This is a genomic window from Allobosea sp. 117 (assembly GCF_000702305.1).
GTDB lineage: Bacteria > Pseudomonadota > Alphaproteobacteria > Rhizobiales > Xanthobacteraceae > Ancylobacter.
Genome location: NZ_JNLC01000015.1, coordinates 1 through 25,450 on the forward strand (window position 1 = coordinate 1; position 25,450 = coordinate 25,450).

Annotated in this window: 15 protein-coding genes, 1 tRNA gene and 1 pseudogene; 7 read left to right on the plus strand and 10 right to left on the minus strand. The window is 70.0% G+C overall.

The genetic code is table 11. The features are described 5' to 3' along the window. Positions 1-5: 5 nt before the first annotated feature. The 3 genes from U742_RS0114960 to U742_RS0114970 all read right to left on the minus strand — a co-directional run bounded on the left by U742_RS0114960 (position 6) and on the right by U742_RS0114970 (position 3,250). Positions 6-1,412: an NAD(P)(+) transhydrogenase (Re/Si-specific) subunit beta gene (locus U742_RS0114960; RefSeq protein WP_029349537.1), complete on the minus strand. Its 1,407-nt coding sequence runs from the start codon at positions 1,410-1,412 to the stop codon at positions 6-8. A gap of 13 nt (positions 1,413-1,425) precedes the next feature. After that, on the minus strand, positions 1,426-1,875 hold the full coding sequence (locus tag U742_RS0114965; protein WP_029349539.1) for a proton-translocating transhydrogenase family protein: 450 nt from the start codon (positions 1,873-1,875) through the stop codon (positions 1,426-1,428). Between the two features lie 202 nt (positions 1,876-2,077). Then, positions 2,078-3,250, minus strand: coding sequence for a Re/Si-specific NAD(P)(+) transhydrogenase subunit alpha (locus tag U742_RS0114970; RefSeq protein WP_029354410.1), 1,173 nt, complete (start codon positions 3,248-3,250; stop codon positions 2,078-2,080). A gap of 394 nt (positions 3,251-3,644) precedes the next feature. On the opposite strand from U742_RS0114970, the gene pyk reads away from it, so the two are divergent. Then, on the plus strand, positions 3,645-5,207 hold the full coding sequence (gene pyk / locus U742_RS0114975) for a pyruvate kinase (protein ID WP_081853059.1): 1,563 nt from the start codon (positions 3,645-3,647) through the stop codon (positions 5,205-5,207). 189 nt (positions 5,208-5,396) lie between these two features. On the opposite strand, the gene U742_RS0114980 is transcribed toward pyk, so the two are convergent. Then, on the minus strand, positions 5,397-7,823 hold the full coding sequence (locus U742_RS0114980) for a transketolase (protein ID WP_051661216.1): 2,427 nt from the start codon (positions 7,821-7,823) through the stop codon (positions 5,397-5,399). Positions 7,824-8,069: 246 nt separating this feature from the next. Between U742_RS0114980 and U742_RS22110 the strand changes: the two genes are divergently transcribed. Then, entirely contained in the window at positions 8,070-9,644 is a 1,575-nt protein-coding gene (locus U742_RS22110; protein WP_081853026.1) for a hypothetical protein, read from the plus strand. A gap of 53 nt (positions 9,645-9,697) precedes the next feature. Next, the gene (locus U742_RS22595; protein WP_156034238.1) at positions 9,698-10,279 is read left to right on the plus strand and encodes a hypothetical protein; all 582 of its coding nucleotides are present in this window, start codon (positions 9,698-9,700) and stop codon (positions 10,277-10,279) included. A gap of 41 nt (positions 10,280-10,320) precedes the next feature. Here the strand turns inward: U742_RS22595 and bcsN are convergent, their stop codons facing one another. Then, positions 10,321-11,325 (minus strand): cellulose biosynthesis protein BcsN, encoded by a 1,005-nt coding sequence (gene bcsN / locus U742_RS22600; RefSeq protein ID WP_051661218.1) that lies wholly within the window; start codon positions 11,323-11,325, stop codon positions 10,321-10,323. A 291-nt stretch (positions 11,326-11,616) separates the two neighbouring features. On the opposite strand from bcsN, the gene bcsA reads away from it, so the two are divergent. Genes bcsA through U742_RS0115020 form a run of 4 tightly spaced genes read left to right on the plus strand, consistent with a single transcriptional unit; the run spans position 11,617 to position 19,763 of the window. After that, positions 11,617-13,809 carry a UDP-forming cellulose synthase catalytic subunit gene (gene bcsA, locus U742_RS0115005; RefSeq protein ID WP_029354417.1) on the plus strand — a complete coding sequence of 731 codons (2,193 nt, stop codon included), beginning with the start codon at positions 11,617-11,619 and terminating at the stop codon, positions 13,807-13,809. Between the two features lie 7 nt (positions 13,810-13,816). Then, positions 13,817-16,483 (plus strand): cellulose biosynthesis cyclic di-GMP-binding regulatory protein BcsB, encoded by a 2,667-nt coding sequence (locus U742_RS22125; protein ID WP_051661219.1) that lies wholly within the window; start codon positions 13,817-13,819, stop codon positions 16,481-16,483. After that, positions 16,480-17,538, plus strand: coding sequence for a glycosyl hydrolase family 8 (locus U742_RS0115015; protein WP_029354420.1), 1,059 nt, complete (start codon positions 16,480-16,482; stop codon positions 17,536-17,538). Before U742_RS22125 ends, U742_RS0115015 begins: the two co-directional genes overlap by 4 nt. Beyond that, positions 17,529-19,763: a hypothetical protein gene (locus tag U742_RS0115020; RefSeq protein WP_029354422.1), complete on the plus strand. Its 2,235-nt coding sequence runs from the start codon at positions 17,529-17,531 to the stop codon at positions 19,761-19,763. Before U742_RS0115015 ends, U742_RS0115020 begins: the two co-directional genes overlap by 10 nt. 216 nt (positions 19,764-19,979) lie before the next feature. Here the strand turns inward: U742_RS0115020 and U742_RS23235 are convergent. From U742_RS23235 to U742_RS0115040, 5 genes and pseudogenes are all read right to left on the minus strand, one after another. Beyond that, positions 19,980-20,075, minus strand: a tRNA-Sec gene (locus tag U742_RS23235). A 141-nt stretch (positions 20,076-20,216) separates the two neighbouring features. Then, a pseudogene (gene selB / locus U742_RS0115025) lies at positions 20,217-22,055 on the minus strand (selenocysteine-specific translation elongation factor); the annotation flags it as partial. Further along, positions 22,052-23,467, minus strand: a complete 1,416-nt coding sequence (gene selA, locus U742_RS0115030; protein ID WP_029354426.1) for an L-seryl-tRNA(Sec) selenium transferase — start codon at positions 23,465-23,467, stop codon at positions 22,052-22,054. The gene selA and the pseudogene selB, both read right to left, overlap by 4 nt. Before the next feature lie 7 nt (positions 23,468-23,474). Continuing rightward, entirely contained in the window at positions 23,475-24,386 is a 912-nt protein-coding gene (fdhE, locus tag U742_RS0115035; protein WP_029354428.1) for a formate dehydrogenase accessory protein FdhE, read from the minus strand. A 249-nt stretch (positions 24,387-24,635) separates the two neighbouring features. Next, a complete protein-coding gene (locus tag U742_RS0115040) occupies positions 24,636-25,346 on the minus strand; it encodes a formate dehydrogenase subunit gamma (protein ID WP_081853028.1) in 711 nt (236 codons plus the stop codon). Positions 25,347-25,450: the final 104 nt, after the last annotated feature.

Consider the following 25,450-nt stretch of genomic DNA (forward strand, 5'->3'; position numbering starts at 1 on the left):
CCCTGTCAGTGTGCGAGGTTTTTGACGATGTCCTCGACCATTTTCTTGGCGTCGGCGAAGAGCATCATGGTGTTGTCGCGGAAGAACAGCTCGTTCTCGACGCCGGCATAGCCGGCCGCCATGCCGCGCTTGATGAACAGCACGGTCTTGGCCTTCTCGACGTCGAGGATCGGCATGCCGAAGATCGGGCTCTGCGGGTCGGTCTTGGCCGCCGGGTTGGTGACGTCGTTGGCGCCGATCACGAAGGCCACGTCGGCTTGAGCGAACTCCGAGTTGATGTCCTCGAGCTCGAACACCTCGTCGTAAGGAACGTTGGCCTCGGCGAGCAGCACGTTCATGTGGCCGGGCATGCGCCCGGCGACCGGGTGGATGGCGTATTTCACCTCGACGCCTTCGGCCTTCAGCCGGTCCGCCATCTCGCGCAGCGCGTGCTGGGCCTGGGCGACCGCCATGCCGTAGCCCGGCACGATGATCACCTTGGAGGCGTTCTTCATGATGAAGGCGGCATCCTCCGCCGAGCCCTGCTTGACCGGGCGCGTCTCGACCGCTCCGCCGGCGCCGGCGGCAGCGGCGTCGCCGCCGAAGCCGCCGAGGATCACCGAGATGAAGGAACGGTTCATCCCCTTGCACATGATGTAGGACAGGATCGCGCCCGACGAGCCGACCAGCGCCCCGGTGATGATCAGCGCGGTGTTGCCCAGCGTGAAGCCGATGCCCGCCGCCGCCCAGCCGGAGTAGCTGTTCAGCATCGACACCACCACCGGCATGTCGGCGCCGCCGATCGGGATGATCAAGAGCCCGCCGAAGATGAGGCTGGCGATCACGATCAGCCAGAACACGGTGTGGCTCTCGGTGGCGGTGAGCACGCCGATCAGCACCACGATGAGCGCCGCCAGGGCGGCGTTGATGACATGGCGAGCGGGGAGCAGGATCGGCTTGCCGCTCATATTGCCGTTGAGCTTGGCGAAGGCGATCACCGAGCCGGTGAAGGTGATGGCGCCGATGGCGACGCCGAGGCTCATCTCGATCAGCGCCTGGCCGTGGATGGCGCCCGGTTCGCCGATGCCGAAGGCTTCCGGCGCATAGAGCGCGGCCGCCGCCACCATCACCGCGGCAAGGCCGACCAGCGAGTGGAACGCCGCCACCAGCTGCGGCATCTGCGTCATCGCGATGTTCTTGGCGATATAGGCGCCCGCCCCGCCGCCGATGGCGAGGCCGCCGACCACCAGCGCGAAGGCGCCGATCCCCGCCGGCGGCGAGGCCGCCAGCGTGGTGAGGATGGCGATCCCCATGCCGGCCATGCCGAACAGATTGCCCCGGCGCGAGGTCACCGGGCTGGAGAGCCCGCGCAGCGCGAGGATGAACAGCACCCCGGAGACGAGGTACAGAAGGGCCACAAGGTTGGCGTTCATGGTCCCCGCGCCCTCACTTCTTCTTGGCGTACATGGCGAGCATCCGGCTGGTCACCAGGAAGCCGCCGAAGATGTTCACCGATGCCAGGATCAGCCCGACGAAGCCGAAGCCCCGCGCCCAGCCCGTCCCCTCGGCCACGGTATCCACGCCGACCGCCAGCAGCGCGCCGACCACGATCACCGAGGAGATCGCGTTGGTGACGCTCATCAGCGGCGTGTGCAGCGCAGGCGTCACCGACCACACCACGTAATAGCCGACGAACACCGCCAGGACGAAGATGGCGAGGCGGAACACGAAGGGGTCGATCGCCCCGCCGGTGAGCCCGTGCGCCGCCGCGCCCGCCGCGCTGGCCGCCGCATCCGCATAGGCCGCCGCGGCCTCGGCCGCCTGCCGCGCCACTTCGGCCGCCGCCCGCGCCCCTTCCGCCGCCTGATCGGCGCTCGGTGTTCCCGCTGTCGCCATGGTCCTCTCCCCGATCCTTATCTGGCCGGGCCGGCGATCCCGCCGCCCGCCGCCTTGTCCTTGCTTTGCGACGGGTCGGCCGTCACCGGCCGTCCCTTTTGCTCAGTCGTTCCGGATAGCCTCGTCCCGGGCGGCCGCAGGCCGATCCGGGATCCTCGGATGCCCGGGCCGGGCCCGGGCAAAGGGCGTAGCGCGTCGGCGTCTACGCCGCGCTCGCCGCCTCAGGCTTGTCTCCAGCAGCCTTGGCGCCGCCGAAGTTCGGGTGCACCACCGCCCCGTCCCTGGTCAGCAGCGTCGCCTTCACCAGCTCGTCGTCCCACTTCACGGCGAGGCTCTTCGACCCCTTGTCGATCAGCGTCTCCAGGAAGGCGTAGAGGTTCTTGGCGTAGAGCTGCGAGGCGGTCGCCGCGAGGCGCCCCGGCACGTTGAGATAGCCGACGATCGACACCCCGTTGGCCGTCGTCACCACCTCGCCCGGCACCGCTCCCTCGACATTGCCGCCGCGCTCCACCGCGAGGTCGACGATCACCGAGCCCGGCTTCATCGCCGCCACCATCTCCGCCGAGACCAGCTTCGGCGCCGGCCGTCCGGGGATCAGCGCGGTGGTGATCACCATGTCCTGCTTGGCGATATGCGCGGCCACCAGCGCCGCCTGCTTGGCCTGGTACTCCGCCGACATCGCCTTGGCGTAGCCGCCCGCCGTCTCCGCCTGCTTGAACTCCTCGTCCTCGACCGCGATGAACTTGGCCCCGAGGCTCTCCACCTGCTCCTTGGCGGCCGGGCGCACGTCGGTCGCCGACACCACCGCGCCCAGACGCCGCGCCGTGGCGATCGCCTGAAGCCCCGCCACGCCCGCGCCCATCACGAACACCCGCGCCGCCGGCACCGTGCCGGCCGCCGTCATCATCATCGGCACCGCCCGCCCGAACACCTCGGCGGCGTCGATCACCGCCCGGTAGCCGGCAAGGTTCGCCTGCGAGGACAGCACGTCCATCACCTGCGCCCGGGTGATGCGCGGCATCAGCTCCATCGCGAACAGCGACACCCCGGTCTGCGCGATCTCACCGAGCGCCGCCTCGTTGCCGTAAGGGTCCGCAATGGCGATCACCAGCGCCCCGGGCTTCACCCCTGAGAGCTCCGCCGCCGCCGGCCGCCGCACCGCCAGCACGACGTCCGCGCCCGCAACCGCCGCCGCATTGTCCGCGACGATCACGCCCCCCGCCGCCGCGTACTCCCCGTCCAAAATCCCCGAGCGCAATCCCGCGCCCGAAGCCACAACAACCTCCCCGCCAAGCCCAACAACTCGCCGAACCGTCTCAACAGACGCACCAACCCGTGGCTCCGATGAAGCTTCCGACAAGACCGCTACGCGCATGCGCTTCCCTCCCCGGCTCGTTCCGTCCACGCCGGCATCGGCCGGCGGATGGCGATCTTGCGTCGCCTCGCATCGGATGAGGATGCGCCGCACCGCGACGCCGGACCGCACCCCTTCGGGCACGCACCATCCTCACCTTTCGGATTGTATTGGTATACAGAATTCTAAATGCCAGCAAGGGGGGGTCCGGCCGCGAAACGAGCGCGGCAACCGCCTGCGCGCGGGCATCCGGGGGAGTCAAAATCCCACGAGATCGCCCGCCGGAGACTGGACGTCGCCCGCCTGACACGCTGCGGTGCAAGATAACAGGCGCGAGACAGGTCCGGCATTTTGGTCCATATCAACGACGAATGCCGGCGATCATGCATGCGCGCGGCGAATGACGGAGGAAATGATGCATAGCAGGCGGGAACGCGCGACCAAGATCGTGGCGACCCTCGGCCCCGCCTCGTCCAGCCCGGAGAAGATCCGCGCGCTCTACGAGGCCGGCGTCGACGTGTTCCGGTTGAACTTCAGCCACGGCACCCAGGCCGACCACGGCCGGGTGCTCGGCCTCGTGCGGCAGACCGAGAAGGACGTCGGACGCCCGATCGGCGTGCTCGCCGACATGCAGGGCCCGAAGCTGCGCATCGGCCGCTTCGTCGACAACGCCATCACCCTGACCGCCGGCACCACCATCCGCTTCGATACCGACATGACGCCGGGCGACGAGAAGCGCGTGCCGATCCCGCATCCCGAGATCATTGAGGCGCTGCACGAGGGCTCCACCGTGCTGCTCGACGACGGCAAGGTGCGGGTGCGCGTGGTGAAGAAAGGCACCGGCTTCATCGAGGCCGAGGTGATCGCCGGCACCAAGCTCTCCAACAACAAGGGCTTCAACGTCCCCGACGTGGTGCTGCCGGTCTCCCCGCTCACCGAGAAGGACCGCGCCGACCTGTTCTTCGCGCTCGACCAGGGCGTCGAGTGGATCGCGCTGTCCTTCGTGCAGCGCCCGGAGGACGTGATCGAGGCGCGCGAGCTGATCCAGGACCGCGCCGCCATCAATCTGAAGCTCGAGAAGCCGGCCGCCATCGAGCACCTGACCCGCCTCACCGAACTTGCCGACAGCATCATGGTGGCGCGCGGCGACCTCGGCGTCGAGCTGTCTCTGCCCGAGCTGCCGGCGTTGCAGAAGCGCGTGGTGCGCGAGTGCCGCCGACTCGGCAAGCCGGTCATCATCGCCACCCAGATGCTGGAATCGATGATCACCGCGCCGGTCCCGACCCGCGCCGAGGTCTCCGACGTCGCCAACGCCGTCTATGAGGGCGCCGATGCGGTGATGCTCTCGGCGGAAAGCGCCGCCGGCGCCTATCCGGTCGAGGCGGTCGCGATGATGGATCAGATCATCAAGAGCGTGGAGCACGACCCCGGCTATCGCGGCATCATTGACGCGCAACGCCCCGAGCCGGGCCACAGCGTCGCCGACGCGGTGACGCAGGCCGCCTATCACGCCGCCAACGCGATCGACGCCGCCGCCATCGTCACCTACACGCTGTCCGGCACAACGACGCTGCACGCCGCCCGCGAGCGCCCGCGCATCCCGATCGTCGGCATCGCCGCCAAGCTCTCCACCGCCCGCCGGCTGGTGATGTCCTATGGCGTGCATGTGGTGCACGAGCCGGAGGACATCCACACCTTCGGCGAGATGGCGACCAAGGCGACGCAGATCACCGTGGAGCACGGCTTCGCGCATGAGGGCGACCGCCTCGCCATCACCGCCGGCGTGCCCTTCGCCAAGCCCGGCACCACCAATGTGCTGCGCCTCGTGACCATCGAGAAGAAGGCGATCGAGAAGAAGCCGGTGGACGACGCGCCGGCCGCGCGCAAGCGCGCCACGGCGAAGAAGGCTGCCGCGCCCGCCAAGAAGGCCCCGGCCCGCAAGTCCGCGGCCCGCCGCGCCGCCGGCACCCGGCGCTGAGAACGGAACGACCCCTCTCCACGACGGGAGAGGGGCCGTCCGATGGATTTCCCGGACCGTTCCCTCTCCCCGTCGGGGAGAGGTGGCCCGCGAAGCGGGTCGGTGAGGGGGAACACGGCTGCGGCGCGGAAAGCCCCCTCGCCCCACCCTCTCCCCAACTCGAAGGGGGCAGGATGGCGAGCGCCGCCCCTACCCTTCCAGAGCCCTCAAATGCCGGATCGGCCGGCCGGGCGTGATGGTCTGCGCCGCGGCGATGATGGCGTTCGCGTCGATGCCGTGATGCTTGTAGAGATCGGCGATGGTGCCAGTCTGGCCGAAATGCTCGACGCCCAGCGCCCGGGTGCGATGGCCGGCCACCGCGCCGAGCCAGCCCAGCGTCGTCGGGTGCCCGTCCAGCACGGTGACGAGGCCACAGTCGCGCGGCACCTCCGCGAGCAGTCGCTCGATATGGCTGCGCGCCTTGACGAGGCCGCGCTCGCGGGCGCGGGCGGAGGCGGTCCAGCCGGCGTTCAGCCGGTCCGCCGAGGTGACGGCGAGCAGGCCGACATCCTTGCGGTCCTCGGCCATCAGCCCGACCGCCTCGATGGCCTCCGGCGCCACCACGCCGGAATAGACCACTACAACCTCGGCGTTCGGCCCCGGCCGGCGCACCCAATAGGCGCCGTCGATGATGTCGCGCTCCAGCCCCGGCGTCATGGTGCGTCCGGGCTGGGTGAGCGTGCGGGTGGACAGGCGCAGATAGACAGAGCCACCGCTCTCGTCGCGCAGCCAGCTCTGCTCCTCCGGATCCCCGCCCGCCGCCGTGCCGCCCTCGCGCTGCAGATAGTCGAAGGCCCAGCGCAGGATCACCGCCAGCTCGTCGACATAGGCCGGCTCGAAGGCGGCGAGGCCGTCCTGCGCCATGCCGATCAGCGGCGTGCCGATCGACTGGTGCGCGCCGCCCTCCGGCGCCAGCGTCAGCCCCGAGGGCGTGGCCACGAGGATGAAGCGGGCGTCCTGGTAGCAGGCATAGTTCAGCGCATCGAGACCGCGCTGGATGAACGGGTCGTAGAGCGTGCCGACCGGGATCAGCCGCGCCCCGAACAGCGAATGCGAGAGCCCCAGCGCGCCGAGCAGGATGAACAGGTTCATCTCGGCGATGCCGAGCTCCATGTGTTGGCCCTTGGGCGAGAAGGTCCAGTCGAAGGTCGAGGGAATGCGCTCCTGCCGGAACAGGTCGGCCATCGCCTCATGGGCGAACAGCCCGCGCCGGTTCACCCAGCCGCCGAGATTGGTCGAGACGGTAACGTCCGGCGAGGTGGTAACGATGCGGTCCGCCAGCGGCCCGCCGAGCCGGGCGATCTCCGCCATCAGGAGGCCGAAACCCTGCTGGGTGGAGAGCTCGGCCTGCTTCGGCACCGGCAGCGCCGCCGGCACCTCCAGCGCGGGCGCCTCCAGCCGGCGCGGTCCGCGCGCGTTGAACGGCACCGCGTCGAGCACGCGCTGCAGCTCCACCGCCGGCACGTCGAGCCCCTCGAACGGGTCCCATTCATGGCCGGGGCGGACATTCATCGACTGACGGAAGCCCTCCATCTGGTTGGGCGTCATCAGCCCGGCATGGTTGTCCTTGTGGCCGGCGAGCGGCAGGCCGTAACCCTTGATGGTGTAGGTGATGAACAGCACCGGCCGGTCGTGGTCGATACGCTCGAAGGCCTCGATAAGCGAGGGCAGGTCATGGCCGCCGAGATTGGTCATGAGCAGCGCCAGCTCCTCGTCGGAGCGCTTCTCGATCAGCGCGGTCACCGGCCCCTGATCGCCGAGGTCGTCGTTGAGGCGCTTGCGCCACGCCGCGCCGCCCTGGAAGGTCAGCGCCGAATAGAGCTGGTTCGGCGCGCGGTCGATCCAGTCGCGCAGCCTCTCGCCGCCCGGCTCGGCGAAGGCCTCCATCAGCCGCGCGCCATATTTCAGCGTGACCACCTCCCAGCCGAAGGCGCGAAACAGCGCCTCCAGCCGCGCCGGCAGCCCCTCGCGGATCACCGCGTCGAGGCTCTGGCGGTTGTAGTCGAGGATCCACCAGCAGTTCCGGAGGCCCTGCTTCCAGCCCTCCAGCAGCGCCTCGTAGATGTTGCCCTCGTCCATCTCGGCGTCGCCGACGAGAGCGATCATCCGCCCCTCCGGCCAGTCGCCGGAGAGCTTGTGGGCGCGCACATAGTCCTGCACCAGCGAGGCGAACAGCGTCTGCGCGACGCCGAGCCCGACCGAGCCGGTGGAGAAATCGACGTCGTCGATGTCCTTGGTGCGCGAGGGATAGGACTGCGCGCCCTTGTAGCCGCGATAGGCCTCCAGCTTCGCGCGCGTCTGGTTGCCGAGCAGATACTGGATGGCGTGGAAGATCGGGCTCGCATGGGGCTTCACCGCCACCCGGTCCTGCGGCCGCAGCACCGCGAAATAGAGCGCGCAGAGGATGGTCGACAGCGAGGCGGAGGAGGCCTGATGGCCGCCCACCTTCAGCCCGTCGCCATTCGGCCGCACATGGTTGGCGTGGTGGATGGTCCAGGCCGAGAGCCAAGACACCTTGCGCTCCAGCGCGGCCAGCGCCGTGAGGTCACCACCGCTTCCATTCCGTGCTGCACGCATCGCTCGTCTCCGGCTGGCGTCTTCCGGTTGCGCCCATGCTGAGAATGCGGCGCGCCGTGCGCAGGACGCAAGCGGCTCTTGGTCTGAGAACGAATTTGTAACCGGCTCGACACGGACCGATGGGCGCGCGGCCGGAGCCTTATGGTTAACTGGCAATTAACCATGCCCGCCCGATGCTCCGGAGAGCCGGAATCAGCCTTGCGCGCACCCGCTTGGCCAGAAATCCGCGCGCGGCAGGGAGCGGGAATGTCTCGGGGGAGCGCCAACGGCACTGGAACGCGAGCGGCACTGCTCGCCGCCGCTTCCGCGTTGGTGCTCGCCGCCTTTCCGGTGGCGGCGGCCGACATCTCATGCGATCTCACCGCGCAGGCGCTGAGCTGCGCCGGTGACGCCACCGGAACCCAGTCGACCGCCATCGGCGACGAGGCGGAGGCGACCCAGCCCGGCAGCACGGCGGTCGGCCAGTCCGCCAAGGCCTTCGCCGAGAACGCCAGCGCCTTCGGCCAGCTCTCGGTCGCCAACGGGGTGTCCTCGACGGCGGTGGGCCAGAGCTCGACGGCCAATGGCGCCAGCGCGACGGCGGTCGGCCAGTTCGCCACCGCCAACGGCACATCGTCCAGCGCCATCGGCCAGAACGCCATCGCCAATCTCGACTACACGACCGCGGTCGGCGCGAATTCCGCCGCGCAGGGGCTGAACGCCTCGGCTTTCGGCCAGGCCGCCACCGCCAATGGCGACTACGCCACGGCGCTCGGCCAGCAGGCGGTCGCCAATGGCGCGAACTCGACCGCCGTCGGACAGAACGCCGCCACCAACGGCCTCGATTCGACCGCCCTCGGCCAGGACGCCACCGCCAGCGCCGACCAGACCACCGCCGTCGGACAGGGCGCGCGGGCGAACGCGGTCGCCTCGACGGCCTTGGGGCAGGAGGCGATCGCCAATGGCGAATACGCCACCGCCGTCGGTCAGAACGCCACCGCCAACGGCATGCAATCCACCGCGCTGGGGCAAGGCGCCAGCGCCGCGCAGGCACAGGCGACTGCCATCGGACAGGGAGCCGCCGCCAACGGCACCGCATCCACCGCGCTTGGCCAGAACGCGATCGCCAACGGCGCCAATGCCACGGCGCTCGGCCAGAACGCCACCGCCAACGCCAGCGGCGCGACCGCGCTCGGCCAGACGGCGGCGGCGAACGCGGTCAACTCGACGGCGCTCGGCATGAACGCCACCGCCAACGGCGCCGGATCGACCGCCGTCGGGCAGGGATCGATCGCCGCCTTCAGCGGCTCGACGGCGATCGGCCAGAACGCCAATGCCTCGGCGGCGAACGGCACCGCCATCGGCAACGGGGCCAACGCCTCCTACGAGAACTCGACCGCCATCGGCGCCGGCGCCAGCGCGACGCGTGCCAACCAGATGGCGTTCGGCACCAGCTCCAGCACCTACACCATGTCGGGCATCACCTCGGCCGCCAGCAAGGCGGCACAGTCGGGCTCGCTGCAGGTGGTCACCACCGACAGCGGCGGCAATCTTGCCAGCGCCGACATCAATTCGCTGGTCGACTTCTCGTCCATCTACAACGACATGGACCGCATCCGGGAAGGCGTCGCCATGGCCATGGCGATGGACACGCCCAACCTGCCGACCGGCAAGAATGTCGCATTCAGCGCGCAGTGGGGCACCTTTGGCGGGCAGAACGCCTTCGCGCTCTCCGGCATCGCGCGGCTGATGGACGACGACCTGTTCATCACCGGCGGCATCGGCGTCGGGCTCAACGAAGGCACCTATGGCGGCAAGGCGGGGCTCGTCCTCGCATGGTGAGGCGCGGGCGAAACCGGCTCGCCGCCTTCTGGCTTGCTTTGCCCGCCTTGCTGATGGCCGGGACAGCGCACGCCGCTTCTCCCGCCAGCGCGGCTCCCGCGCAGCCGGTGGTCGCCGCGCCGCCGCTCGCCGTGCCGCCGGCGCCGGTGCTGCTGGCGCTGCTGCGCGGCACGCTGAGCGCGGTGAACCAGGCCAACATCACCGGCAATTATTCCGTGCTGCGTGACCTCGGCGCGCCGAGCTTTCGCGAAGCCTATTCCACCGCCGTGCTCGCCGAGAGTTTCCGCTCGTGGCGCGAACGCAAGCTCGACTTCGCCGCGATCCTGCTGCTCGACGCCAAGCTGTCGCGCCCGCCGGTCGTCGGCCCGAACGGCGCGCTGCGCCTGACCGGCTATTTCCCGACCGCGCCGCTGATGGTGGAGTTCGACCTCACCTTCCACCCGGTCGCCGGCAACTGGCGGCTCGCCACCATCGCGGTCAGCGCCAACGAGCCGGAAATCACCGGCTCGATCGGCACCGTGCCGGCCCGCGCCGCGCCCGCGGCGAAGCCGGCGATCCCGGTATTCGAGCCGCCGGCCTATCAGGGGCCGATGCCGCAGCTTCTCACCCCGCCCGGCGATCGCCCGCGGATCTGACCCGAGTCGGACGGCACGGCCAGCGCCTCAGTTCAAGCTTCTCAATTCACTTGCGTCGCGGATGGCGTCGGCACCGGTGCGGGCGCCGAGGAGGAGGACGTCGCCGGCGCATTGCCGCGCGGTGCCTGCGGCGGCGCGGTGGCGGGCGTCGGCACGGTCGGATAACCGACCAGCGGCGTTAGCGGCACCTCCTGCTCTGCCGCGACCGGCGTGTCCTTGCTCACCGGGCGGCGCGGCGCCGCTGGCTCGACCGGCTCCGGCCCCATCGCGCCGTCGAGCACGGTGGCCGGTCCCATCGCCCCGTTGGGATAGGAGAGCGGGCCGCCGATGCGCCCGATGCCCTCGGGCTCGCCCATCGGCCGCCCATAGGGCTGCCAGGAGCGCGGCAGGAAATAGCCGTTGATGCTGTAGCGATACATCACGCGCAGCAATTGCTGCTCGGTAGCGCCGGTGCGGCAGAGCCTGAGCCGCACCGCCATCACACCGCGGTCGCGCATGAACGCCATCATCGGCACCTGCGACTGGATGCGCTGCCAGCCATAGATGCACAGGTCGTTGGCACCGGCCCGGCCGATCGCGTAGCCGAACGGTCCGTAGCGGTTCTGCACGAAATAGCCGGAGGTGCGCATGACGATGCCGGGGAAGCGCTCCTCCATCTCGGTCTCCAGCACCTCGTCGCGAAGCATGTCGTCGTTGCGGATGTTCTCCCATCCGGTGCGCCCCTCGACGGGGCCGAAGAAGACGACGTGGAAGGAATTCTGCCCCGGCGCCGCCGAGCGCGTGCCGAGAACGATTTCCTGCTCCAGCGCGTTGAGATAGCGGGTCTCGATCACCGAAAGCACGGTCGGCCCGCCCGGCTCGGGCAGGACCAGCGCGTCGGTGGTCGGCACCTCGATGGTCATCGTCGCGACCTTGGGAGGCTCGCCGCGCAGGGGATAGGGCGCGCATCCGCCCGAGAGCAGGAAGGCCGCCAGCGCACCGGCCACGAGCGGCCCCACCGCCGGAATGCGGGCGCGGGCGTGCGTTTCCTGATAGGCTGGAGCCATCGCTTCGTCGCTGTTCCGCCTGCTGTTCGATTTCAAGTGGAGCCGCGGCGCCAGAAGTGCCGAATCACTTGCCTTCACGAGACTTTAACCCGCGCGTCCGGCGGGTGGAATCGAGGCGGGGAGCGGAATGAAAGGACAGATACGTTTCCTCAACCACTATTCCGTAAAATTTGAACAATCCTGCCGCACGCCGGCGGACATCCGTCGAGAACCCCTCCTGACCGGGCGCCATCACCCGCCTGGGAAGCGGGATTCCCGATCCGGGACTTTGAGCGCAGAAGCGGAGCAAGGATGCGAAAGGCGCTGATCGCCGGCCTGTGGGCCCTGGCAACGCTCATCGTGGTGTTCCTCATCACCCTGCCGATCAGCCTTCAGGCGCACCTGACGGCCGGCGCCATCGTCGTCACTGTCATCATCCTTTTGAAGATGTTCGCGCCGGTGGGCACGCCCCGGCTCATCGCGCTGTCACTCGGCACCGCGATCGTGCTGCGCTACGTCTACTGGCGCACCACCTCGACCCTGCCGCCGGTCACCCAGCTCGAGGACTTCATCCCCGGCTTCCTGCTCTATCTCGCCGAGATGTACAGCGTCGGCATGCTGGGGCTGAGCCTGTTCGTGGTCTCGATGCCGCTACCCCAGCGCGTCGCCCCGCCGGTGCCTGTCGACAACACGCCGCATGTCGACATCTTCGTGCCGACCTACAACGAGGAGGCGACGCTGCTCGCCTCGACGCTCGCCGCCGCCAAGGCGATCGACTATCCGGCCGACAAGTTCACCGTCTGGCTGCTCGACGATGGCGGCACCGACCAGAAATGCGAGCAGGACGACCCGCTCGCCGCGCAGCAGGCGCAGGAGCGCCGCGCCGAGCTCACCGCGCTGTGCGAGGGCCTTGGCTGCCGCTACCTCACGCGCCGGCGCAACGAGCACGCCAAGGCCGGCAACCTGAACAACGGCCTCGAGCACTCCACCGGCGACCTCGTGGCGGTGTTCGACGCCGACCACGCTCCGGCCCGCAGCTTCCTGAAGGAGACGGTCGGCTATTTCAGCCAGGACCCGCGGCTGTTCCTGGTGCAGACACCGCACTTCTTCATCAATCCCGACCCGCTGGAGCGCAACCTCGACACCTTCGACCGCATGCCGTCCGAGAACGAGATGTTCTACGGCATCATCCAGCGCGGCCTCGACAAGTGGGACGCCGCCTTCTTCTGCGGCTCGGCGGCAGTGCTGCGGCGCGAAGCGCTGATGGAGACCAAGGGCTTCTCGGGCATCTCCATCACCGAGGACTGCGAGACCGCGCTCGAACTGCACGGGCGCGGCTGGCACAGCGTCTATGTCGACAAGCCACTCATCGCCGGCTTGCAGCCGGAGACCTTCGCGAGCTTCATCGGCCAGCGCTCGCGCTGGGCGCAGGGCATGTATCAGATCCTGCGCTTCCGCTTCCCGCCCGGCAAGCGCGGCCTCTCGATCCCGCAGCGCCTCTGCTACATGTCGAGCACGTTCTTCTGGTTCTTCCCCTTCTCGCGCATGATCTTCCTGATCTCGCCGATCTTCTATCTCGGCTTCTCGCTGGAGATCTTCAACGCGTCGGGCGCCGAGTTCCTCGCCTATACCTCGACCTACATGCTCGTGAACCTGCTGATGCAGAACTACCTCTATGGCCGCTATCGCTGGCCGTGGATTTCCGAGCTCTACGAATACATCCAGTCGGTCTATCTGCTGCCGGCGCTGATCTCCGTCATCCTCAATCCCCGCAAGCCCACCTTCAAGGTGACGGCCAAGGGCGAGACGCTGTCCGAAAGCCACGTCTCGGAGATCGGCAAGCCGTTCTTCATCATCTTCGCGCTGCAGATCGTGGCCGCCCTGATCACCATCTGGCGCATCATGACCGAGCCCTACACCGCCGACGTGACGCTGGTCGTCGGCGGCTGGAACCTGCTCAACCTGATGATCTCGGGCTGCGCCCTCGGCGTCGTCTCCGAGCGCGCCAACCGCCGCCGCACCCATCGCGTCAACCTGTCCCGGCGGTGCCAGCTCATCGTCAACGACGTCGCCTATCCGGCGATCATCGAGGATGTCTCGATCGGCGGCGCCGGCATCCGCACAGCGGCAGGGAATCTGCCGAAGATCGATCGCGGCCAGATCGCCTCGATCCGCTTCAAGCCGCAATCCGACATCGGCATCGACACGCTGCCGCTCGCCATCCGCAATGTGAAGCGCGAGGGCGCCGAGCACCTTTTGGGCTGCGAGTTCCACCCGGAAATCCCGCTGCACCACCGGCTGATCGCCGACCTGATCTTCGCCAATGCCGACGAATGGCAGAAATTCCAGTATTCCCGGCGCCACAATCCCGGCGTCCTGAAGGGAACGCTGCAGTTCATCGGCATCGCCATCTACCAGACGGCCCGCGGCCTCTCCTACATGATGCAACTGCACCGGCTGCAGCGCGCCGCCAGCCGCTCCACCGTCTCCACCAACAAGGCCTGACCGACCGATGCGGGTTCCGACGCTCATCGCCGCATCCGCGATCCTCGGCCTGCTGCTCGGCGCGGCCGGCGCGCAGTCGCCCGCCTTCGACATGAATGGCTCGTCGTCGCAGACGACGACGCCCGCCCCCCCGGCGCAGGGCACCGCGCCGCCGCCCTTCACCATGACGCCCGGCCTGCCGGCCGCCGGCGCGGCGCCGCAAACCGCCCCGCGCGTCGTGGCGCCGCTGAACATGGGCCCGGCGCCGGCCGCGCCGCCCGCCACGACAGGCCAGGGCTTCCCTCCCCCACCGCCGGCGACCCCCGCGCCCGCGGCCAACGTGCAGCAGCCCGCCGACGCCGCGCCGGCGCCGTTCCAGATGCAGCCCGGCAAGCCCGCGCCATTGCCGACCGTCCAGGCTCCGGCGGCGACGGCGGCACCGGCACCGGCCGCCCCCAGGCGGCCCGACCGCTACGTGGTGCCGGCCACCCGCCTCACGCTCGAGGGCGAGCAGGACTCACGCTCCTGGGTCACCTACCTGACCCGCGAGGAGGCCAACCGCCCCGCCACCTTCCAGATCAGCTACATCAATGCCGTGGTGGTGATGCCCGAGGCCTCCCGCCTCCGGGTCTCGATCAACGGCCAGATGGTCATCGAGGCGCCGATCGCCTCCTCGCAGACCCATGCGGTGCTGTCCGCGGCGGTGCGCCCCGGCATACTGCGGCCGGGCGCCAACCAGTTCCGCGTCGAGGCCGTGCAGCGTCACCGCACCGACTGCACCATCGCCGCCACCTACGAGCTCTGGACCGAGATCGAGAACGCGCAGACCGGCCTGAGCTTCTCGGGCGGGCGTCCGGCTCTCATCGGCGGCATCGAGGATATGCCCGCCATCGGCATCGACGACAAGGGCGCCACCACCCTGCGCTTCGTCACCCGCACGGCTCTCGACAACGGCACCAGCGCCCGCATGCTGCGGGCGGCGCAGGGCATCGCGCTGCGCGGACTGCTGCCGGCGCCCGTGGTCACCGTTGTGCCGGCCAATGCCACGCCGACACCGCCCGGCACCGCCACCGTGGTGGTCGGCACGGCCGCCGAGCTCCCCGCACTGATGGCCTCTCCGCCGCCCGAGGCGCGCCAGCAGCAGGTGGTGCGCTTCGTGACCGACGCGCGGCTCGGCGGGCCGGTGCTGGTGATCTCGGCCCCGACGCCCGACGAGGTGAACGGCGTGATCAGCCGGCTCGGCACCCTCAACGCCGCGCCGCGCGACGTCATCGACACCGCGACGCGCTCCGCGCCGGATGCGCCGCTGTTCGAGGCGGCGCGCTCGATCCGGCTGTCGGACCTCGGCATCACCACGCAGGAATTCTCCGGCCGGCGCTTCCGCACGCGCTTCGAGATCGCCCTGCCGCCCGACTTCTACGCCGCCGCCTATGGCGAGGCCCGGCTGCTGATCGACGCCGCCTACACCGGCGAGGTCCGCCCCTCGAGCCACATCGACTTCTACGTCAACGGGCACATCGCCTCGAACCTGCCGATCACCACGCGCGGCGGCGGCCTGTTCCGCCGCGAGCCGATGAAGATCCCGCTGACCAATTTCCGCCCCGGTCTCAACCACATCTGGGTCGAGGTCATGCTCGACACCGCGACGGACGAGCGCTGCCTGCCGGGCGCCACGCTGCCGGGCGACGAGCGCTTCGTGCTGTTCAACTCGACCGAGTTCGTGATGGACAACTTCGCCCGGATCGGCCGCACGCCCGATCTCGCGGCGCTGTCCGCCAACGCCTTCCCCTATACGCTCGACCGCGGCCCGCTGGCGCTGGTGCTGCCGCAGCCGGACGCCACCGCCATCGGCTCCGCCGGCACGCTGCTCGCCCGGCTGGCGCAGGCCAAGGGCCAGGCGCTGGCCTTCGACATCCCCGCGACCACCGCCGCGCTCGACAACCGCCCGGCCATCTTCGTCGGCGGCATCGGCCAGATCGCCAACGGCGTGCTCGCCCAGGTGCGCATCGCCGAGACCTCGCGCACCAACTGGATGGCCGCGCTGCCCGATCTGAGCACCCCGGCGCCGGACGCCGACGCGGCCTATGACGACATCGTGCAGCGCTTCCGCAACCGCCAGCAGACCGCCCAGCCCCCCGCCCCCACCGACCAGCCCGAGAGTTCGCCAGAGACCACCGACATCTATGAGCGCTGGCGCGAGAACGTCTCGCCTGGCGGCATCAGCGGCGTGCTCACCTCGGTCGAGAACTGGATGCGGCGCACCTTCGGCATTTCCTGGGCGTCCTTCGCCATCGGCCAGAGCCAGCTCAACATGTTCGAGCCTTCGCCGCAGACCAGCGTGCTGATCGCGCAGGCCTCGAACCCGGGCAACAACGCGACCTGGACCCTCGTCGCCGGCCGCAACCCGGAGGCGCTCGCCACCGGCCTTGCCCAGTTCAACGCCCGGCAGGTCTGGGACCGCGTCGGCGGGCAGGCGGCCGCCTATCAGGCCTCCGCCGACCGCCTCGACACCCAGCCGACCGGCGCCTACCGGTTCATCCTCACCGAGCCGCTGAACTTCAGGAACTTCCGGATGATCGCCGCCAACTGGCTTTCCGTGAACATCCTGCCCTACGCGCTGATGCTGGTGCTGTGCGGCGTCGCGCTCGGCATCTCCACCGCCATGCTGCTGCGGCGGCTGGGGCGCACCAAATGAGGCATCTGCTGCGCCTTCTCATCGCCGCCATGCTGATCGGCGGCGTCGGCCTCGCGACGGCGCGCGCCCAGACGGGGACGCCGATGGTCTCGCCGAACGACTGGAAAACCTATGTCGACCGCTTCGTCGACCCCTCGGGCCGGGTGATCGACGACGCCAATGGCGGCATCAGCCATTCGGAGGGCCAGGGCTACGGCATGCTGCTCGCCTTCCTGGCCGGCGACCGGGCCGGCTTCGAGCGCATCTGGAGCTTCACCCGCACCGAGCTGCTGATCCGCGACGACGGCCTCGCCGCCTGGCGCTGGGACCCCAAGCGCACCCCGCACGTCACCGACATCAACGCCGCCAGCGACGGCGACATCCTCATCGCCTATGCGCTGGCGCGCGCCGGCCGGGCGTGGAACGAGCCGGCCTATCTCGCCTTCGCGCGCCGCATCGCCAGCGCGGTAGGCAAGGTCACGGTGCGCAATGTCGGCGGCAAGCTGCTGCTTATGCCGGGCGCCACCGGCTTTTCCGCCGCCGACCGGCCGGACGGCCCGGTGATCAACCCGTCCTACTGGATCTTCGAGGCGTTCCCGCTCTTCGCCCAGATCGCGCCGGACACCGACTGGATCGGCCTGTCGCGCTCGGGTCTCGCCATGCTCGCGGCGACCCAGCTCGGCCCGGCCCGGCTGCAGCCGGACTGGGTGTCGCTGGCGCGCGGCGCGGCGCCGGCCGACGGCTTCCCCGCCGTCTTCGGTTACAATTCATTAAGGATAGTTCTTTACCTTTTGCGAGCAGGTATCAAGGACACGGGCAGTCTCGAAACCTTTAACCGGAACTGGATCGTCAGGAACGGGGGCGTCCCCGGGATCGTCGACATCAAGAGCGGGCAGACGCTGACCAGACTGACCGAGCCGGGCTATCGCATGCTCGGCGCGATCCTGGCCTGCGCTCTGAACAGTACCGCGATCCCACAGGATCTCCGGACTTTCGAGCCGACTCTCTACTATCCGTCGACCTTGTACCTCTTGAGCATGGCGATGGTGGTCGAGAGATATCCTAAATGTCTTTGAAGAAAGCTCTGCTTCTGGTCGTCTTCGGGGGCGCGATCGTCCCCGCGATCGGCCAGCAGATGGAGCTTCCGCCCGGCACCCCCGCCGGGCTGGCGACGCCAACCCCGCCCGCCGCCACCAACAATCCTGCTGCGACCCAGCCCGGTGCCACGGCGGCCGCGCCGGCCAAGCCGCGCCCCAATGTCGACGAGAGCGCGCTGCGCTATTTCGCCCAGCAGGGCAACACCCGCCGGCTCGAGGCGGAGATGGCGCGGCTCAAGGCGCTCTATCCCGACTGGACACCGCCGACCGACCTGTTCGGCGCCGCCGCGCAGACCGACACCGAACTGCAACGCATGTGGCAGCTCTACGCCGAGGGCAAGGTCAGTGACGCGCGCAGCGCCATCGCCGCCCGGCAGGCCGCCGACCCCTCCTGGACGCCGCCGCCGGAGCTGATCGCCCGGCTGAACGAGGCGGAAGCGCGCCGGCAGCTCATCAACGCCTCCGATAACGGCCAGTGGGCGACCGTGCTCCGGGTCGCCACCGAGACCCCGGCCCTGCTTACCTGCGCCAATGTCGACGTGCTCTGGCGCGTCGCCGAGGCCTTCATCAAGACCGACAACCCGCAGCGCGGGCAGGACGCCTACGGCTATGTGCTGAACAATTGCGACGACACCGGCGAGCGCGTCGCCACCGTGCAGAAGGCGATGGGCCTGCTCGACGACGCCCGCCTCGCCCAGCTTCTGAAGCTGGAGCGGCGCGGTGCCGACGGACAGGGCGAGTTCGCCGCGCTCAACAATGATCTCGCCCGCCGCCGCGTAGGCCGCGCCGCCGACGATCCCTCGCTCAGCGTCTCGCCCGAGGACGTCGCGCTGCTCGAGAAGTCGGCGCGCGAGGGCTCCGAGGCCGGCGACGCCCTGCTGCTCGGCTGGTATCTCTACCGCCATGGCGAGCCCGCCAAGGCGCTCGACTGGTTCAAGATCGCGGTGGACCGCAATGGCGGCGCCAAGGCGGCGGAAGGCTACGTGCTCACGCTGGTCTCCGCCGGGCGGGCGCTGGAGGCCGAGCCGATCGCCTATCAGTGGCGCGATTCGAGCCCGGAGAACCGCAAGGCCTATCTCGACGTCGTGGTGAGCCTGCTCACCGCGGACCCGCCGCCGAAGCTGGCGCCGGAGGTGCTGACCCATTTCAGCCCGGTCGTGATGAAGGACAAATACGTCTCGGGCGCGCAGGCGCTGGGCTGGTACGCCTACAACACCGGACAGGTCCGCACCGCGCTCGACTGGTTCCAGACCGCCGTCTCCTGGGCGCCGGACGACGAGGCCTCCGCCTACGGTCTCGCCGTCACGCTGCTGCGCCTGCGCGAGCAGCGCGCCCTCGCCCAGTTGGTCGCGCGCTGGCGCAATTCCTCCGAGCGCATTCTCGCGCTGGTCTCGCCGGAAGCCCGCCGGCGGCTGGAGCGCAAGGCGGCACTGGAAGGGACCACCGCGGCCGTGCCGCCGGCCTATGGCCGCCCGGTCACGCCGCTGGAGCCCTCGGTCGGGACCGCCATCTCGCGCGCGCAGACGGATCGCGACGACACCGGAGCGGTCGCGACCACCGGCACCACGGCCCGCCGCCTCACCCCGGAAGAGGATTTCGCCGCCTATTCGGGCAAGGGTCCGACGGGCGGCTCAGGCGGCGGTGCCGCCTCCGCGTTGCAGGGCAAGCGCTTCGGCCGCTGCGTGACGCTTACCGATGCAGGCTTCCGCTCGGGCCGGCTCTCCGGCGCCGAGGCCGCCGCGCGCGGCTGGTGCCTGATGGAGCTGGAGCGCCCCATCGAGGCGGTCGCCGCTTTCGATCTCGCCATAAAGAACGGCGACGAGAAGACCGCGCAGGACGCCGCCTATGGCAAATCGCTCGCCTATCTGCGCAAGGGCATGACCAGCGCCGCGCAGGTCGCCGCCGTCGAGGCGCCGCAGAATGCGCGCCGCTCCGCCCAGCTCACCACCGACATCCTGCTGCAGCGCGCGCTGGCCTCCTACAAGGACCAGCGCTATGTCGAGGTGATCGTCGCACTTGATGAGCGCGCCCGGCTGGTGCCGGAGGATCAGGGCCTGATGATGCTGCGGGCCTGGGCCTATTTCCACATCCGCGACCTGCAGTCGGCCGAGCGCATCTTCAAGGCGCTGGCGGCGACCGGCAACACCGAGGCGCAGAGCGGCCTGACCGCCATCCTCGATTTCACCAAGAAGAACAAGTACTGAGCGACGCCGGCAGCCCGGCCGCATTGCAGCTTCTCTCCGGTACACCGTCATCCTGAGGCGCTCGGGCAGTGCCCGAGCCTCGAAGGATGGATTTCCGTGCGGGCCAGGTGGCCCCTCCTTCGAGGCCCTGCTGGTGCAGGGCACCTCAGGATGGCGTGGCTTGCAAGCGGACGGGACTGTCCGGCTGGCCGCTCGTCACGAGCGCTGGCGGGAGAGTGGCGGAAGAGAGTGGGAGTCGAACCCACCAGGGACCGGCTCGCGGCCCCTCCCGGATTTGAAGTCCGGACGCCCCACCAGGGACGTGTCTCTTCCAGTCTCGTCGCCGCCCGAAGGCGGCGCATCGGTGCGATCCTGCACGGGCGCGCCGAACAGGTCCAGCCGGTGCGGGTTGATGCGGCGCAGGTCGCCGCGTCGCAGCGTCACGCCGTGGCGGTCGAAGAATTCGAGGATCTGGATCGCGACCTTGCGGCCGACCCCGTGCACGCCGTTCTCGATGCGGTCGCGGAACTGGCCGGCGGTGAACTCGCCTTTCGGCCCGGCCGCCGCCAGCTCCCGCGCCATGCCGACCATCTCGGCCACCGTGGCGCGCTCGAAGAAATGGTCGTGCGCCACCTCGTCGACCTTGCCCATGCGGGAGAGCAGCTTCATCAGCCGGCGGATCTCCGGCTCCGGTTCCTCCAGCACGCCGGCGATGTCGCGCACGCGCGGCGGGCGGTAGCGCTCCTCGCCCGCGATCAGCGGCGCGATCGCCGTCCACAGCGCCTCGTCCCGCGGGGTGAGGCGCACCTCGTGACCGGCGAGCCGCACCCAGGCGCCGTCGAGCGCGACCAGCCCCTCGCGCGCGAGGCCCTGCAGCGCCACCGCGAAGACCGGTTTCGGCAGGCGCGGGACGAGCTGCAGGCGCAGCTTCTCCGCCCCCATGCCGGGCAGGTCGGGATTATCAGTGTGGAAGGCCTCCAGCGCGGCGAGCAGCGCCACGCGGAACGCCTCCCAATGCGCCCGGCCCATCACCGTCGCGCCCTCGGCGGTCTCGAAGAGAGCGAGGTCGCCGGCCCGCAGCGCCTCGACCTGCGCCGGCCCGAGCGCGCGATCGCGGGCGAAGGCGGAAAGGTCGGCGTGGAACGGCGCGATCTCGAGCAGGGCGGCCAGCGCCTCCCCCGCATCGTGGATGGCCAGCGCCGCAATCTGCGCGAGGCGCTCCGGGGTGCGGCGCTTACGGGCCGGCGGGCGCAGATCGACCAGCCGCCCGCCGCCGATGGTGCGCTGGGCCGAGGTGTCGCGCAGCACGAAGCGGTCGCCGACCGCCGCGGCGACCGGCCGGTCGAGCACGATCTGCACCGGCGCACGCCCGCCGGGCGGGATCGGCGCCTCGGTCAGCGGCACGATGCGCGCGCCGACCTCGGTCGAGGCGTGATGGAAATGCGCCGGGAACCAGGTGCCGATCGCCTTCGCCTCGCTGGGGAGCACGTCGAGCATGGCGTCGATGCGCTCGGTCGGGGCGTGGAGAGCGGGGTCGAGCACCACGTCGCCGCGCCGGATCGCCTCCTGCGTCACGCCCTCGCCGGCAAGGTTCAGCGCGCAGCGCTCGCCCGCCACGCCGTGCTCGGCCTTGCGGTTCTGCGCATGGATCGAGCGCACGCGCGCCGACAGCCCGGACGGGCTCACGCTCACCCGGTCACCAACGCTCACCTGCCCGGAAAGCACCGTGCCGGTGACCACCGTGCCGGCGCCGGAAAGCGTGAAGCTGCGGTCGACCGCGAGGCGGAAGCGCCCCGCCGCGCTGCGCGCCGAAAAACCCGCCGCCTCGGCGACCAGCCGCGTCCGCAGCGCATCGATGCCCTCGCCGGTGACGGTCGAGACGGGTAGGATGTCGGCGCCCGCGAGCCCCGTCCCGTCGAGCGCGGCGAGGATCTGCGCCTCCACCTCCGCCCGCCGCTCCGCGTCGGCGAGGTCAGCCTTCGACAGCGCGACGACGCCATGCGTCAGCCCGAGCAGGCCGAGAATAGCGATATGCTCGCGGGTCTGCGGCATCACCCCGTCATCGGCGGCGACCACCAGCAGCGCGAAATCGATGCCGGAGGCCCCCGCCAGCATGGTGTGGATGAAGCGCTCATGGCCCGGCACGTCGATGAAGCCGAGGATGCCGGCCTCGGTCGGCATATAGGCGAAGCCGAGATCGATGGAGATGCCGCGCGCCTTCTCCTCCTTCAGCCGGTCGGTGTCGACGCCGGTCAGCGCGCCGATCAGCGCGGTCTTGCCGTGGTCGATATGGCCGGCGGTGCCGATGATCATGGCGCCTCCAATGCCGCGCGATCGAGCGCGGCGAGGCTGGCGAGGAAGCCTTCCTCGTCCTCGAGGCAGCGCAGGTCGAGGATCAGCGCGCCGTCCTCGATGCGGCCGATCACCGGCATGGGCAGCATCCGCAGCACGTCGGCAAGGGTGTTTAGCCGGCCGCCCTGACCGTTGACGGGACGGATGGCCAGGCCGGCGCTGGCGATGTCGTCGAGGGGGAGCGCGCCCGAACCGATCTGGCTGTTGCAGGCCACCACCTCGACGGCGAAGCCCTCGCCCAGCACCTCGGAGACGGCGGGAGCGAGCGCGCGCGCCTGATCGGCGATGTCGTCGGCCTTACGGGCGAGGAGACGAAGCGTCGGCAGCCGCTCGGCAAGGCGATCCGGATCGCGATAGAGCCGCAGTGTCGCCTCCAGCGCGGCGAGGCGGATCTTGTCGACCCGCAACGCCCGCTTCATCGGGTTCCGGTTGATCGCCGCGATGAGGTCGGCGCGCCCTACGATGAAGCCGGTCTGCGGCCCGCCGAGAAGTTTGTCGCCCGAGAAGGTCACAATGTCGGCGCCCTCCGCCACCGTCTCGCGCACCGTCGGCTCGTGGGCGAGGCCATGGCGGGCGAGGTCGGCCAGCGTGCCGGAGCCGAGGTCGTTCACCAGCGGCACGCCCTTCTCATGGGCGATGGCGGCCAGCTCGCGCGCCGGCACTTCCTTTGTGAAGCCCTGGATGCGGTAATTCGAGGTATGCACCTTCAGCACGAGCCCCGTCTCGTCCCTCAAGGCGCCCTGATAGTCCTTCGGATGGGTGCGGTTGGTGGTGCCGACCTCGACGAGCTTCACCCCGGCCCGCGCCATGATGTCCGGCATGCGGAAGGCGCCGCCGATCTCGATCAGCTCGCCGCGCGAGACGATGGCCTCACGGCCGGCGCCGAGCGTGTTGAGCACCAGCAGCACGGCGGCGGCGTTGTTGTTGACGACGGTGGCGTCCTCGGCCCCGGTCAGCTCGACCAGCAGTTCGCGCACATGGTCGTCGCGCTCGCCGCGCTTTCCGGTGGAGAGATCGAACTCCAGTGCCACCGCGGAACGCATCGCCGCCACCGCCGCCTCGACCGCCTCCTGCGCCAGTAGCGCGCGGCCGAGATTGGTGTGCAGCACCGTGCCGGTGAGATTGAAGACCGGCCGCAGGCTGGAGCGCGACGCCGCATCGAGCGCGCTCAACGCGGCACGGCCGATCTCCTCGGCGGCCGGCGGCGCGGCACCGGCGCGCACCCGCGCCCGCATCTCGGCGAGCGCCTCGCGCACCGCCCGCGTCGCCTCGGTACGGCCGTGCCGCTCAGCGGCCAGCGCAGCGGGCGCGGTCTTCATCACCTGATCGACGGAAGGCAGCGCTCGCAGCGCCTGCGCGGCGTCCTCGTTCATGACGCCCTCAATAGCCGAGCAGGAACGGATCGAAGGCGGCGCGCCGGTACGGCCCCTCGGCCATCTTCAGATCGAGGCCGAGGCTGCCGACATCGTCGGCCACCGGCTCCAGTCGCATGTCCTTGTTCTGGTAGAGCACCTTCACATAGGTGCGGCACTCGTCGCAGGTCTCGGCCTTGATGGTGCCGGCACCGCCCTCGACCTCCTGATAGCCGATGCCCTTGGTGGAGCCGCAGGAGACGCAGCGTATGCGCACAAAGTTCCACAGCGTGCCGCACAGCGCGCAGGCGCAGTAGCGGCTGCCATGCGCGTTCGGCCATTCGACGATCAGCGAGGCCACCGGCGGGCCGCCGCAGGCCGGGCAGACGCCGTCGCCGACCGACACCAGCCGGCCGCCGTCGAGCCGCGCCGCAAGGCGGGCGAAATGCACCTGCAGCGCGGCGGCGACATAGACGTGCTCGGCCAGCACCTCGACGGGCAGCGCATTGGCGAGCACGTTAGCCACCATCTCGGCGCGCACCGCCGCATCCGCCGTCGCGACCCGGGCCAGCGCGGCCCCCGCCATGGCCGGCTTCGGCACCGCCTTCGCCGCCTCGAACAGCCGGTCCAGCGTGGTCTCGACTACCTCGTCGGAGGAGAAGCGCGAGCGGTCGAGCGGCGGCATCTCATGCGTGCGGGCACGCTCCAGCGTCTCCGCGTCCGGCAGTTCCGGCCCGGGAAGCTCGCCGAGTATCGCGTGCTGAGCGCGCACGAGGCCGGCGAGGAAATGGAGATACGGCCCCATCTCGCTGGCGGCGGCGAGCTCCTCCAGCCGCCGGGCGCGGGCCTCGAACAGGGTGGGGGGATCGGGAAGCCGCACGAAGGGCGGGGTGGTCACGCCGCCGATCATGCTGGGGTCGGGAAGAGGACTGCTCGACATCATTCACCTCACGAACCGCACGGGCCACGTGGACTCAAAGGAACCGGGACGCACGCTCTGTTCACATCGTCATCCCGGCCGCAGCGCGCAAGCGTGCAGGGCCGGGATCGTCCTTAGGCGCTCCGGCAATGTCATGCCCGGCCCTGTGCCGGGCATCCACGCCTTCACCAGGCGGGCAAGACGTGGATGGCCGGGTCAAGCCCGGCCATGACCGTTTTCAGGCGGCGTCCACTGCGACACCGCGCCGGCTCACTCCGCCGGCGTGTGGCGCTTCGGGCGGTGCACCAGCTCGCGCAACCATTTGCGGTGGTGCCGCCACGCCCAGCCGCCGGTCACCTGGCCGCGGGTCATGGCGCCGATCGTGCCCTTCACCCAGATCGCCGCATAGACGTGGATGATCCACACGCAGATGATCACCACCGCCGCCACCGAATGCACGAGGATGGCGATGCGCTTCTGCTCGATCGAGGTGTAGGGGTAGAAATACTGGTCCCACATCACCACGCCGCTGGCGATCAGGATGATGATCAGGATCGACATGCCCCAGAAGACGCCCTTCTGGCCGGCATTGTACTTGCCGACCTCCGGCATCTTCTCCTCGCGGCCGGCCAGAAGGTCGGCCGAATGCGCCACCCAGGTCGCGTCCTCCCGCGCCGGCAGGTTTGCCCGCCAGAAGCGGAAGAACAGGCCGGAGAAGGAGAAGAACAGCACGACGCCGATCCACGGATGGATCGCCCGTGTCCATTGTCCGCCGCCGAACAGCCCGGTGAGGAAGAACAGGTAGGGCGTGAACAGCGCGAGGCCGGACAGCGCGAGCAGCACGAGGCTGGTCGCGGTGATCCAGTGGTTGATCCGCGCGCCGACGGTGTAGCGATCGACGATGACTGGCTTGCCGGGGTGTACCTCGTCGCCCGGCTCGATGTCTTCGGGCAGGGCCTCTCTGTCGTCAGAAGGACACATGGCGGCCTCCCGTGTTTCGACGTTGCGCGCCGGCGCGGCGGAACGCGCGCGCCGGCCCCCCGGCGATCATCCTGACAAGGACCATCCTGGCGATCCCACGGGTC

What these genes read in the sequence shown, in the direction of transcription:
- U742_RS0114960 (WP_029349537.1), bottom strand. Translation starts at nt 1,412, where the DNA reads ATGAACGCCAACCTTGTGGCCCTTCTGTACCTCGTCTCCGGGGTGCTG.
- U742_RS0114965 (WP_029349539.1), bottom strand. Translation starts at nt 1,875, where the DNA reads ATGGCGACAGCGGGAACACCGAGCGCCGATCAGGCGGCGGAAGGGGCG.
- U742_RS0114970 (WP_029354410.1), bottom strand. Translation starts at nt 3,250, where the DNA reads ATGCGCGTAGCGGTCTTGTCGGAAGCTTCATCGGAGCCACGGGTTGGT.
- pyk (WP_081853059.1), top strand. Translation starts at nt 3,645, where the DNA reads ATGCATAGCAGGCGGGAACGCGCGACCAAGATCGTGGCGACCCTCGGC.
- U742_RS0114980 (WP_051661216.1), bottom strand. Translation starts at nt 7,823, where the DNA reads ATGCGTGCAGCACGGAATGGAAGCGGTGGTGACCTCACGGCGCTGGCC.
- U742_RS22110 (WP_081853026.1), top strand. Translation starts at nt 8,070, where the DNA reads ATGTCTCGGGGGAGCGCCAACGGCACTGGAACGCGAGCGGCACTGCTC.
- U742_RS22595 (WP_156034238.1), top strand. Translation starts at nt 9,698, where the DNA reads ATGGCCGGGACAGCGCACGCCGCTTCTCCCGCCAGCGCGGCTCCCGCG.
- bcsN (WP_051661218.1), bottom strand. Translation starts at nt 11,325, where the DNA reads ATGGCTCCAGCCTATCAGGAAACGCACGCCCGCGCCCGCATTCCGGCG.
- bcsA (WP_029354417.1), top strand. Translation starts at nt 11,617, where the DNA reads ATGCGAAAGGCGCTGATCGCCGGCCTGTGGGCCCTGGCAACGCTCATC.
- U742_RS22125 (WP_051661219.1), top strand. Translation starts at nt 13,817, where the DNA reads ATGCGGGTTCCGACGCTCATCGCCGCATCCGCGATCCTCGGCCTGCTG.
- U742_RS0115015 (WP_029354420.1), top strand. Translation starts at nt 16,480, where the DNA reads ATGAGGCATCTGCTGCGCCTTCTCATCGCCGCCATGCTGATCGGCGGC.
- U742_RS0115020 (WP_029354422.1), top strand. Translation starts at nt 17,529, where the DNA reads ATGTCTTTGAAGAAAGCTCTGCTTCTGGTCGTCTTCGGGGGCGCGATC.
- selA (WP_029354426.1), bottom strand. Translation starts at nt 23,467, where the DNA reads ATGAACGAGGACGCCGCGCAGGCGCTGCGAGCGCTGCCTTCCGTCGAT.
- fdhE (WP_029354428.1), bottom strand. Translation starts at nt 24,386, where the DNA reads ATGTCGAGCAGTCCTCTTCCCGACCCCAGCATGATCGGCGGCGTGACC.
- U742_RS0115040 (WP_081853028.1), bottom strand. Translation starts at nt 25,346, where the DNA reads ATGTGTCCTTCTGACGACAGAGAGGCCCTGCCCGAAGACATCGAGCCG.